The following is an 11435-nucleotide window of genomic DNA, read 5'->3' on the forward strand; positions in this document are numbered from 1 at the left end:
GCTTTCGGCCTGTCCGGTGGAGACCGTCTCCCCGTCGAACCGGCCACTGTCGGACGGCTCGCAACGGTGAGTTCGGCGATCTTGTCCCGATCCCGGCCCCCTTCGGCTTCGAACTCGCCACCGACGGCCTGATCCGCCACCCGGCCTGAACGGTCAGGCAGCGCGGGCCTCCCGGCGGCTGCCGCCAGGAGACCCGCGCGTTCGGCACCCCCGGATCAGAAGGGGAAGACCGCGCGCTCGTGCTGGACGGAGATCCACTTCAGGGTGGTGAAGGCGTCCACCGTGGACTCGCCGTTGAGGCGGCCGACGCCGGAGTTCTTCTCGCCGCCGAAGGGCACGCCCGGCTCGTCGGCGATGGTGCCGCCGTTGACGTGGATCATGCCGGTCTCGATCCGCTGGGCGAGCTTCACGCCGCGCTCGATGTTCGCGGTGTGCACCGCGCCGCTGAGCCCGAACGGCGTGTTGTTGGCGAGCCGCACGGCCTCGTCCTCGCCCTCGAAGGGCACCAGCAGCACGACCGGGCCGAAGAGCTCGTTCCGCAGGATCGGCGCGTCCTCCGCCAGGCCGGTGAGCACCGTCGGCGCCATCAGGCTGCCGACCGTGCTGCCGCGCAGCAGCGCGGTGGCGCCGGCCGCGACCGCCTGGTCGACCTGGGCGGAGAGGACGTCGGCCTGGACGGAGTTGATCAGCGGGCCGATGTGGGTGGCCGGGTCCTTCGGGTCGCCGACGGTGAGCGAGGCGACCTTGGCGACGAACTTCTCGGTGAACTCGGCCTCGATGCCGCGGTCCACCAGCACCCGGTTGGCGGCCATGCAGACCTGCCCCTGGTGGACGAAGCGGCTGAACACCGCGGCGTCCACGGCGTGGTCCACGTCGGCGTCGTCCAGCACGATCAGCGCGCTGTTGCCGCCGAGCTCCAGGACCGTCCGCTTGAAGTGCGCGGCGGCGACGGTGGCGACGTGCCGGCCGACCTTGTCGGAGCCGGTGAAGGAGATCACCTTGGGCACCGGGTGCTCGATGAAGCTGTCGCCGATCTCGGCGATGTCGGTGACCACCACGTTCAGCAGGCCGGGCGGCAGCCCCGCGTCCTCGAAGAGCTTCGCGATCAGCCCGCCGCCGACCACCGGGGTCTCCTGGTGCGGCTTGAGGACGACGCCGTTGCCGAGCGCGAGCGCCGGGCCGACGGCCTTGAGCGCCAGGAACAGCGGGAAGTTGAACGGGCTGATCACGCCGACCACGCCGACCGGCAGCCGGTAGAGCCGGTTCTCCCGGCCCGGGGCGGGCGAGGCCAGCAGCCGGCCCTCGGAGGCCACCGACAGGTGCAGGCACTCCCGCAGCACGTCCTTGACCAGCGACAGCTCGAAGCCCGCCTTCAGCGCGGTGCCGCCGAGCTCGGTCATGATCGCCCGGACGATCTCCGGCTCGCGGTCCTCCAGCAGTCGCAGCGCGCGCTCGAACACCAGCCGCCGCTGGTACGGGTTGGTGGCGGCCCACTCCTTCTGGGCGCGCTCGGCGGCGCGGTAGGCCAGATCGACCTCGGCGACGGTGGCGACGGTGATGGTGGCGAGCTTGTCGCCGGTGTAGGGGTCGACGTCCACGATGTCCCAGGAGCCACTGCCAGTGCGCCACTCACCATCGATGTACTGCAGCGCCAACTCGGAGAAGTACGACATCTGATCCCTCTCATGCACCGACCTGATGGAAATTCATCGTACTGACGTACTACAACTCCTGGCGCACCGCTTGCAGAAGTTCACGGGTCCGCTCCGGGCTCAGGCTGTCGGCGACCAGGTCGTCCATCGCCTGCCGGTACTCGGCCACCTCGGCGGGTTTGTCGAGGTAGAGCGCGGTGGTGAACTGCTCCAGGTACACGACGTCCGCCAACTCGGCCTCGGCGAAGCCCAGGACGGTGAAGGCGCCGCTCTCCGCGCTCAGCCCGGCGTTGCCCAGCGGCAGCACCTGGAGCCGGACGTTGGGCAGCTCGCCGAGCTCCAGCAGCCGGTCCAGCTGGCCGCGCATCTGCTCCGGCCCGCCCCAGGGCCGGCGCAGCGCGGCCTCGTCCAGCACCGCGACCAGTTGCGGTGCCTGCTCGCCGGTCAGCACCGCCTGCCGCCTGAGCCGTACGTCGACCCGGCGCTCGATCTCCTCCGGCCCGTTGGCGTGGCCGCCGGCGGTGACCACTGCCCGGGCGTAGTCGGCGGTCTGGAGCAGCCCGTGGACGAACTGGACCTCGTAGCTGCGGATCTCGGCCGCGGCCTCCTCCAGCCCCAGGTAGTTCTGGAACCAGCCGGGCAGCACGTCCCCGTACTCGTGCCACCAGGAGCTGGCGTTGGCATCGTGCAGCAGCCCGAGGACGGTGGCGCGCTCCTGCTCGGCCTCGACCCCGTACAGGGTCAGCAGGTCGGCCACGTCGCGCTCCTTGAAGCCGACCCGGCCCAGCTCCATCCGGCTGATCTTGGACTCGGAGGCCCGGATCGAGTACCCGGCCTCCTCCCGGCTGACGCCTCTGGCCTCGCGGAGCTTGCGCAGCTGTGTGCCGAGCAGCAGCCGCCGTACGGTGGCGCCCCCGCCTGCCTGAGTCGTGCCCATCGAAGTCAACCTCCGCACTAGCCCAGCCCCCCGGCCGTCGGCGGCAGTCTGCCACCTGGCACCGACGAACAACAGCCTACTGTTCGGGATCACGCCGGGCCTCGGACAACTTCGCACGTTTGTCCGACGGTTGACGCAACCCCGGAGCCGCGCCCGGTCGTCTCCCCCGGTGTGCTCCGACGCCTCCCGATCGCCGCAAGCCGAGCGGACCTTCCCCGGAGAACGCGACGGCGCCCGCCCTCCAACTGGTCGGGGAAGAGGGCAGGCGCCAGGAGACCGCGTTGGCCCGGCGACACTGGCGGGGGCAGCGGGTTGAGCTCCCGGCGATGCGGCGCCGGGCGTTCGGTGGGGGCCGGTCGGGACCGTCCGCCCGTCAGACCACCAGGGGGCGGTCCGTGGGCCGGATCGGGGCCGGAAGCGGGGTCTTGCCGCCCAGGTATCCGTCCACCGCGGCGGCGGCCGAACGGCCCTCCGCGATGGCCCAGACGATCAACGACTGGCCACGGCCGGCGTCTCCGCAGACGTACACGCCATCGACATTGGTGGCGAACCGGCCATCGCGGGCAATGTTACCGCGCGCGTCGAGGTCCACTCCCAGCTGCTCGACCAGCCCGTTCCTCACGTCCGTCCCGGTGAAGCCCATGGCCAGGGTGACCAGCTGCGCCGGGACGGCCCGCTCGGTGCCCGGCACCGGCTCGAACCGGCCGTCCTTGAACTCCACCTCGACCAGGTGCAGTTCCCGGACGTTGCCGTCCTCGTCGCCGCTGAAGTGGGTGGTGCTGACGGAGTAGATCCGCTCGCCGCCCTCCTCGTGCGCGGAGGTGACCTTGTACGTCATCGGCATGGTCGGCCACGGCTGGTGGCCGGGCCGCTCCTCGCCGGGCCGCGGCATGATCTCCAGCTGGGTGACGGAGGCCGCCCCCTGCCGGTGCGCGGTGCCGACGCAGTCCGCGCCGGTGTCGCCGCCGCCGATCACCACCACGTGCTTGCCCTTGGCGCTGATCGGCGACTCGACGAAGTCGCCCTCCTGCACCTTGTTGGCCAGCGGCAGGTACTCCATGGCCTGGTACACGCCCTTGAGCTCGCGCCCGGGCACCGGCAGGTCGCGGGCGGTCGTGGCGCCGGCCGCGACCACCACGGCGTCGAAGCGCTCGCGCAGCTGCTGCCCGGTGATGTCCTCGCCGACGTGCACGCCGGTGCGGAACCGGGTGCCCTCCGCCCGCATCTGCTCGATGCGGCGGTTGATGTGGCGCTTCTCCATCTTGAACTCGGGGATGCCGTAGCGCAGCAGTCCGCCGATCCGGTCGGCCCGCTCGTACACCACCACGGTGTGCCCGGCCCGGGTGAGCTGCTGGGCGGCGGCGAGGCCGGCCGGGCCGGAGCCCACCACGGCGACGGTCTTGCCGGACAGCCGCTCGGGCACCTGCGGGGTGACCCCACCCCGGTCCCAGGCCTTGTCGATGATGGTGACCTCGACGTTCTTGATGGTCACCGCGTCCTGGTTGATGCCGAGGACGCACGCGGACTCGCACGGGGCCGGGCACAGGCGGCCCGTGAACTCCGGGAAGTTGTTGGTGGCGTGCAGCCGTTCGATCGCCCCGGCGAAGTCGTCCCGGTAGGCCAGGTCGTTCCACTCGGGGATGAGGTTTCCGAGCGGGCAGCCGTTGTGGCAGAACGGGATGCCGCAGTCCATGCAGCGGCCGGCCTGCTTGGTGATGATCGGCAGGAGGCTGCGCTCGACGTAGACCTCGTTCCAGTCCTTGATCCGGACGTCGACCGGGCGGCGCTCCGCCGGCTGCTTGGGCGTGGTCAGGAAGCCCTTGGGGTCAGCCATTAGCCGCCTCCATCATCTTGCGAGTGGTCTCGGCCTCGGAGAGGCCGTCGCGCTCAGCGGCGTCCTTGGCGGCGAGCACTGCCTTGTAGTCGGTCGGCATGATCTTGGAGAAGCGGGAGACCCCACTGCCCCAGTCCGCCAGGAGTTCGGCGGCGACGGTGGAGCCGGTCTCCTCGTAGTGCTGCTGCACGGTCTCGCGCAGCCAGTCGCGGTCGGCGGCGGTGGGGGCCTCGATGCCCACCATGCCGTCGTTGACGTTCGCGGGGCGCAGGTCCAGGACGTACGCGATGCCGCCGGACATGCCCGCCGCGAGGTTGCGTCCGGTCTCGCCGAGGACGACGACCCGGCCGCCGGTCATGTACTCCAGGCCGTGGTCGCCCACGCCTTCGACCACCAGGGTGGCCCCGGAGTTGCGGACGGCGAAGCGCTCGCCGGCCTTGCCTCGCAGGTGGACGCGGCCCGAGGTGGCGCCGTAGCCGATGGTGTTGCCGGCGATGACGTGGTTCTGCGCGTCGTTGCCGATGGCCGCCGCCTCGCGGGCCGGGCGGACGACGACCACGCCGCCCGAGAGGCCCTTGCCGACGTAGTCGTTGGCGTCGCCCTCCAGGCGCAGCGTCACGCCGCGCGGCAGGAACGCGCCGAAGGACTGCCCGGCGGAGCCGGTGAAGGTGACGTCGATGGTCCCCTCCGGCAGGCCCTCGCCCCGGTACCGCTTGGTCACCTCGTGGCCGAGCATGGTGCCGACCGTGCGGTTGACGTTGCGGATCGGCAGCTGGATGCGGACGGTGTCGCCGCGCTCCAGGGCGTCCTCGGCCAGCGCGATCAGCTGGTTGTCCAGGGCCTTGTCCAGCGCGTGGTCCTGGGTGGTGGTGCGGTGCCGGGCGGCGCCCTCGGGCAGCGCCGGCACGTGGAACAGCGGGGCGAGGTCCAGCCCGGCCGCCTTCCAGTGGTCGATCGCGGCGCGGGCGTCGATGTGCTCGGCGTGGCCGACGGCCTCCTCGATCGAGCGGAAGCCCAGCGAGGCCAGGATCTCCCGGACCTCCTCGGCGATGAACTCGAAGAAGTTGACCACGAATTCGGGCTTGCCGGAGAACCGCTCGCGCAGCACCGGATTCTGGGTGGCGACGCCGACCGGGCAGGTGTCCAGGTGGCAGACGCGCATCATGATGCAGCCGGAGACCACCAGCGGGGCGGTCGCGAAGCCGAACTCCTCGGCGCCGAGCAGCGCGGCGATCACCACGTCGCGGCCGGTCTTCAGCTGGCCGTCGGTCTGGACGACGATGCGGTCGCGCAGCCCGTTGAGCAGCAGCGTCTGCTGGGTCTCCGCGAGCCCGAGCTCCCAGGGCCCGCCCGCGTGCTTCAGCGAGGTGAGCGGCGAGGCGCCCGTCCCGCCGTCGTGCCCCGACACCAGGACGACGTCCGCGTGCGCCTTGGACACACCCGCGGCGACCGTCCCGACGCCGACCTCGGACACCAGCTTCACGTGGATGCGGGCCGCGGGGTTGGCGTTCTTGAGGTCGTGGATCAGCTGCGCCAGGTCCTCGATGGAGTAGATGTCGTGGTGCGGCGGCGGCGAGATCAGGCCGACACCCGGGGTGGAGTGCCGGGTCCTGGCGACCCACGGGTACACCTTGTGGCCGGGCAGCTGGCCGCCCTCGCCGGGCTTGGCGCCCTGGGCCATCTTGATCTGGATGTCGTCCGCGTTGACGAGGTACTCGGAGGTGACGCCGAACCGGCCGGAGGCGACCTGCTTGATCGCCGAGCGGCGCTCCGGGTCGTACAGCCGCTCCGGGTCCTCGCCGCCCTCGCCGGTGTTGGACTTGCCGCCGAGGCGGTTCATCGCGATGGCCAGGGTCTCGTGCGCCTCGCGCGAGATCGAGCCGTACGACATGGCGCCGGTGGAGAAGCGCTTGACGATCTCGGAGACCGGTTCGACCTCCTCGACCGGGACCGGCTCCCGCCCGAGGCCGTCCAGCTGGAACAGACCGCGCAGCGTCATCAGCCGCTCGGACTGCTCGTTCACCCGGTCCGTGTACTGCTTGAAGATGTCGTACCGGCGGTTGCGGGTGGAGTGCTGGAGCCGGAAGACGGTGTCCGGGTCGAACAGGTGCGGCTCGCCCTCGCGGCGCCACTGGTACTCGCCGCCGATCTCCAGCGCGCGGTGCGCGGCCGGGATGCCGGAGGCCGGGTACGCCTTGGCGTGCCGGGCGGCCGTCTCGCGGGCGATCTCCTCCAGGCCGATGCCGCCGAGCTTGGTGGTGGTGCCGGCGAAGTAGCCGTCGACCAGGTCCTGGGAGAGGCCGATGGCCTCGAAGACCTGGGCGCCGCGGTAGGAGGCGACGGTCGAGATGCCCATCTTGGACATGACCTTGAGCACGCCCTTGCCGAGCGCCCTGATCAGGTTCCGGATCGCCTTCTCGGGCTCGACGCCCGCGATGCCCCCCTCGTTCAGATACGTGCCCTGGGCGACCAGGTCCTCGACCGACTCCATCGCCAGGTACGGGTTGACCGCCCCGGCGCCGTAGCCGATCAGCAGCGCGACGTGGTGCACCTCGCGGACGTCGCCCGCCTCGACCAGCAGCGACACCTGGGTGCGCTGCTTGGTGCGGATCAGGTGGTGGTGAACGGCCGAGGTGAGCAGCAGCGAGGGGATCGGCGCGTGCTCGGCGTCCGAGTGCCGGTCGGAGAGCACGATGATCCGGGCGCCGTCGGCGATCGCGGCGTCGGCCTCGGCGGCGATCGCGGCCAGCCGGGAGGCCAGGCCCTCGCCGCCGGAGGCGACCTTGTAGAGGCCGGAGAGCGTGACGGCCTTGAGGCCGGGCTGGTCGCCGTCGGCGTTGATGTGGACGAGCTTGGCCAGCTCGTCGTTGTCGATCACCGGGAAGGTGATGCCGACCGAGCGGCAGGAGGCGGACTCGGCGGCCAGCAGGTTGCCCTCGGGGCCGAGGTTGGACAGCAGCGAGGTGACGAGTTCCTCGCGGATGGCGTCCAGCGGCGGGTTGGTGACCTGCGCGAAGAGCTGCACGAAGTAGTCGAACAGCAGGCGCGGCCGCTCGCTCAGCGCGGCGATCGGCGAGTCGGTGCCCATCGAGCCGAGCGCCTCGGCGCCGGTGCGCGCCATCGGCGCGAGGATGACCCGCAGCTCCTCCTCGGTGTACCCGAAGGTCTGCTGGCGGCGGGTGACGGAGGCGTGGGTGTGCGCGATGTGCTCGCGCTCGGGCAGCTTGGCGAGCTGGATCTGCCCGGCGCCGACCCACTCCTCGTACGGGTGCTCGGCGGCGAGGGCGGACTTGATCTCCTCGTCCTCGACGATCCGGCCCTCGGCGGTGTCCACCAGGAACATCCGGCCGGGCTGGAGGCGGCCCTTCTTGGCGACCTTCTCCTGGTCGATGTCGAGCACGCCGACCTCGGAGGAGAGGACGACCAGGCCGTCCTCGGTGATCCAGTACCGGGCCGGGCGCAGGCCGTTGCGGTCGAGCACGGCGCCGATCTGGGTGCCGTCGGTGAAGGTGACGCAGGCCGGGCCGTCCCAGGGCTCCATCAGGTTGGAGTGGTACTGGTAGAAGGCGCGGCGGGCCGGGTTCATGGTGGCGTGGTTCTCCCACGCCTCCGGGATCATCATCAGCACCGAGTGCGGCAGCGAGCGGCCGCCGAGGTGGAGCAGTTCCAGGACCTCGTCGAAGGAGGCGGAGTCGGAGTGCTCCGGGGTGCAGATCGGGAAGATCCGCTCCAGGCCCTGCCCGTTCCTGTTGGCGGGGATGAGGTCGGTGGCCAGCTGCGACTCCCGGGCCCGCATCCAGTTGCGGTTGCCCTTGACCGTGTTGATCTCGCCGTTGTGCGCGACGAAGCGGTACGGATGGGCGAGCGGCCAGCTCGGGAAGGTGTTGGTGGAGAACCGCGAGTGCACCAGGCCGATGGCGGAGGCGTAGGTGCGGTCCGACAGGTCGGGGAAGAAGGGCTCCAGCTGGCCGGTGGTCAGCATGCCCTTGTAGACGATGGTGCGCGCGGACAGCGACGGGAAGTACACCCCGGCCTCGCGCTCGGCGCGCTTGCGGACCACGAAGGCGACCCGGTCCAGCTCGATGCCGGCCTTGCCGTCACCGGCCGGGCCCTGCCCGGTGGGCTCCGACGCGAGGAAGAGCTGGCGGAACCGCGGCATCACGCTGCGCGCGGTGGCACCGAGCAGGTCCGGGGTGACCGGCACGTCGCGCCAGCCGAGGACGGTCAGCCCCTCTTCGGCGGCGATGGACTCGATCCGCGCGACGGCGGCGTCGGCCTCGTCCGTGTCCGGCAGGAAGGCGATGCCGACGGCGTAGGACCCGGCCGCCGGGAGTTCGAAGGAGACCTTCCCGCGCAGGAAGGCGTCCGGGATCTGGGTCAGGATGCCCGCACCGTCACCGGAGTCCGGCTCGGCGCCGGTGGCGCCGCGGTGCTCCAGGTTGCGCAGGACGTTCAACGCCTGCTCGACGATGGTGTGGTCGGCGATGCCGGTCAGTGTGGCGACGAAACCGACGCCACAGGCGTCGTGCTCGTTCCGCGGGTCGTACAGGCCCTGGGCAGCAGGTCGCGCATCCGGCACGAGCGCGTACGGCCGGCGGGCGGCGCCGGCCTGGGGCTCGTTGGCGGAGTGCATGGATGCAGACAGCATCGGCTCTCCCGTCGTCGTCTTTCGGCAAGTGGTGCAAGGAGGGACGACGTTGGCCCTGATGCGATGGTGCGGTGTCGTGCAAGTTACATGATGCCCGTGATCCCGAGAAGCGGAATACCCCGTCCACATGGCGGGATGATGCGCTGGTCAGGGGCTGTGTGAGGAGGGCGTGCCACAGTGCACGTCCCGACGATTGTGCCCAACCGTCCACGGCCTGAAACAGGGGCGAAACCGGATCGCCACCGGAGCCGATCATGGGCGCCTGCGAATCCATCTCGGGAGCCCGTCCGCGGTTGCGAATCCGCGGCACGGGGGCCCGAATGATGAGACTAGGCCAGGAGCTGCCCGATGCCCATGTGTGAAACGTCACTCACTGTCCAGCATAACCATGCACGGTTGCCGGTCACCCCACGTGGCCGCCGATCAGCCACCCGAGCAGGTAGGTCACCCCGGCCGCCGCGCTGCCCAGCACCAGCTGCCGCAGCCCGCTGAACCACCAGCTGCGCGCCGTCACCCGGGCCACCACCGCGCCGCACAGGAACAGCCCGGCCCCCGCCAGAAGCAGTGCGGGCAGCAGCGAGGTCGCCCCCAGCAGGTACGGCAGCAGCGGCAGCAGCGCACCGAGCGCGAAGAACAGGAACGACGAGCCGGCCGCCACCAGCGGCGAGGGCAGCTCGGTCGGGTCGATGCCCAGCTCCTCGCGGGCGTGCACCTCCAGGGCCAGCTCCGGGTCCGCGGACAGCTGCCGGGCCACCTCGTGGGCCAGCTCCGGGTCCACCCCGCGCGAGACGTACAGCTGGGCCAGCTCGGCCAGCTCCCCGTGCGGGTTGCGGCTCAGCTCCAGCCGCTCGGCCTCGATCTCGGCCTGCACCAGCTCCCGCTGCGAGGCCACCGAGGTGTACTCCCCCGCCGCCATCGAGCAGGCGCCGGCCGCCAGGCCCGCCAGCCCGGTCAGGATCACCGTCCCGTTGGACGCCGCACCGCCGACCACCCCGGTCATCAGCGCGAAGTTGGACACCAGCCCGTCCACCGCACCGAACACGGCCGGCCGCAGCCAACCGCCGTTGACATCCCGGTGGTGGTCGGCCGCGGGTATCCGGGGCTGGTGTCCGGCATCGGCTTCCACAGCGATCGCACTCATCGTCGTTCCCCTCCGTCGTCGTTCGTCAGCCCCGAACGTAGCCCGTCTGACCTGGGCATTTCCAGCAAAGTAAGGCTGTCCGAACACCACTGAGGCCACCCTTCGCAAACCTCGCGAAGGGTGGCCTCAGCCGGGGGAAGTCCCAGGTCAGATCGGGTTCCTGGCGTCCTCGCCGACCGCTTCGGCGGCCACCTTCTCGTCCTCGGGCTCCGCGGGCTTGCGCGGTACCGGCTTCCCCTTGCCCTTCTCGTCGCTCTTCCCCTCGGCCTGGGCGTCCTCCGCCACGTGCGCGGCCGGATCGATGCTCGCCGGATCCTCCCGCCCGGGCCGCTTCTTCCCCACGATCACGAAGTACGCCACGGCGCCGATGAACACCGCGATGGACACCCAGTCGTTCAGCCGCAGGCCGAGGTAGACGTGCGCCTCGTCGATCCGCAGCCACTCGGTCCAGAACCGGCCCACCGTGTACGCGGCCACGTACAGCGCGAACACCCGGCCGTGGCCCAGCTTGAACCGGCGGTCCGCCCAGATCACCAGCAGCGCGACACCGACGCACCACAGCGACTCGTACAGGAAGGTCGGGTGGTAGACGCCCTTCACGACTTCGCCGTCGGGCAGCGTCCTGTTGATCTCCAGGCCCCACGGCAGGGTGGTCGACCGGCCGTACAGCTCCTGGTTGAAGTAGTTGCCCCAGCGGCCCAGCGCCTGCGCGAGCGCGATGCCCGGCGCGATGGCGTCGGCGTACGCGGGCAGCGGCACGCCCCGGCGTCGGGCGCCGATCCAGGCGCCGACCGCGCCCAGTGCGACCGCGCCCCAGATGCCGAGGCCGCCCTCCCAGATCTTGAGGGCGTCCCAGGGGTTCTTCCCCTCGGCGAAGTACAGTCGGCCGCCGTCGGTGATCACGTGATACAGGCGGCCGCCGACCAGGCCGAAGGGCACGGCCCACACGGCGATGTCGCCGACGGTGTGCTTGGCGCCGCCCCTGGCGACCCAGCGCTTGCTGCCGAGCCAGACGGCGACGACGACACCGAGGATGATGCAGAAGGCGTAGGCGCGCAGCGGGATCGGTCCGAGGTACAGGACGCCCCGCGACGGGCTGGGAATGTAGGCGATATCCATGGCAGTTCCGACGCTACAGGGTCCGAAGGCCCGCTCGGACACCCTTGGGGTCACAGAAATCGAACAACGGGCGGCGCCGCCCCCTCCGGACGGGGAGGGGGCGG

General features: G+C 71.2%; 6 protein-coding genes. All 6 read right to left on the reverse strand.

Annotated elements, in window-relative coordinates; translation table 11 throughout:
• Positions 1-215 precede the first annotated feature (215 nt).
• The 6 genes from ACFU7Y_RS29150 to lgt all read right to left on the reverse strand — a co-directional run bounded on the left by ACFU7Y_RS29150 (position 216) and on the right by lgt (position 11331).
• Positions 216-1673, reverse strand: coding sequence for an aldehyde dehydrogenase family protein (locus tag ACFU7Y_RS29150; protein WP_380770183.1), 1458 nt, complete (start codon positions 1671-1673; stop codon positions 216-218).
• A gap of 49 nt (positions 1674-1722) precedes the next feature.
• Positions 1723-2589, reverse strand: a complete 867-nt coding sequence (locus ACFU7Y_RS29155) for a helix-turn-helix transcriptional regulator (RefSeq protein WP_224275501.1) — start codon at positions 2587-2589, stop codon at positions 1723-1725.
• A 373-nt stretch (positions 2590-2962) separates the two neighbouring features.
• Positions 2963-4423, reverse strand: coding sequence for a glutamate synthase subunit beta (locus ACFU7Y_RS29160; RefSeq protein WP_224275502.1), 1461 nt, complete (start codon positions 4421-4423; stop codon positions 2963-2965).
• A complete protein-coding gene (gene gltB / locus ACFU7Y_RS29165; protein WP_380770187.1) occupies positions 4416-9056 on the reverse strand; it encodes a glutamate synthase large subunit in 4641 nt (1546 codons plus the stop codon). Before gltB ends, ACFU7Y_RS29160 begins: the two co-directional genes overlap by 8 nt.
• A 418-nt stretch (positions 9057-9474) precedes the next feature.
• Positions 9475-10212: a VIT1/CCC1 transporter family protein gene (locus ACFU7Y_RS29170; protein WP_224275505.1), complete on the reverse strand. Its 738-nt coding sequence runs from the start codon at positions 10210-10212 to the stop codon at positions 9475-9477.
• Positions 10213-10359: 147 nt separating this feature from the next.
• Positions 10360-11331 (reverse strand): prolipoprotein diacylglyceryl transferase, encoded by a 972-nt coding sequence (gene lgt / locus ACFU7Y_RS29175; RefSeq protein ID WP_380770185.1) that lies wholly within the window; start codon positions 11329-11331, stop codon positions 10360-10362.
• Positions 11332-11435 lie beyond the last annotated feature (104 nt).

It is taken from the genome of Kitasatospora sp. NPDC057542 (assembly GCF_042801945.1).
Lineage (GTDB): Bacteria > Actinomycetota > Actinomycetes > Streptomycetales > Streptomycetaceae > Kitasatospora.

What these genes read in the sequence shown, in the direction of transcription:
- ACFU7Y_RS29150 (WP_380770183.1), bottom strand. Translation starts at nt 1,673, where the DNA reads ATGTCGTACTTCTCCGAGTTGGCGCTGCAGTACATCGATGGTGAGTGG.
- ACFU7Y_RS29155 (WP_224275501.1), bottom strand. Translation starts at nt 2,589, where the DNA reads ATGGGCACGACTCAGGCAGGCGGGGGCGCCACCGTACGGCGGCTGCTG.
- ACFU7Y_RS29160 (WP_224275502.1), bottom strand. Translation starts at nt 4,423, where the DNA reads ATGGCTGACCCCAAGGGCTTCCTGACCACGCCCAAGCAGCCGGCGGAG.
- gltB (WP_380770187.1), bottom strand. Translation starts at nt 9,056, where the DNA reads ATGCACTCCGCCAACGAGCCCCAGGCCGGCGCCGCCCGCCGGCCGTAC.
- ACFU7Y_RS29170 (WP_224275505.1), bottom strand. Translation starts at nt 10,212, where the DNA reads ATGAGTGCGATCGCTGTGGAAGCCGATGCCGGACACCAGCCCCGGATA.
- lgt (WP_380770185.1), bottom strand. Translation starts at nt 11,331, where the DNA reads ATGGATATCGCCTACATTCCCAGCCCGTCGCGGGGCGTCCTGTACCTC.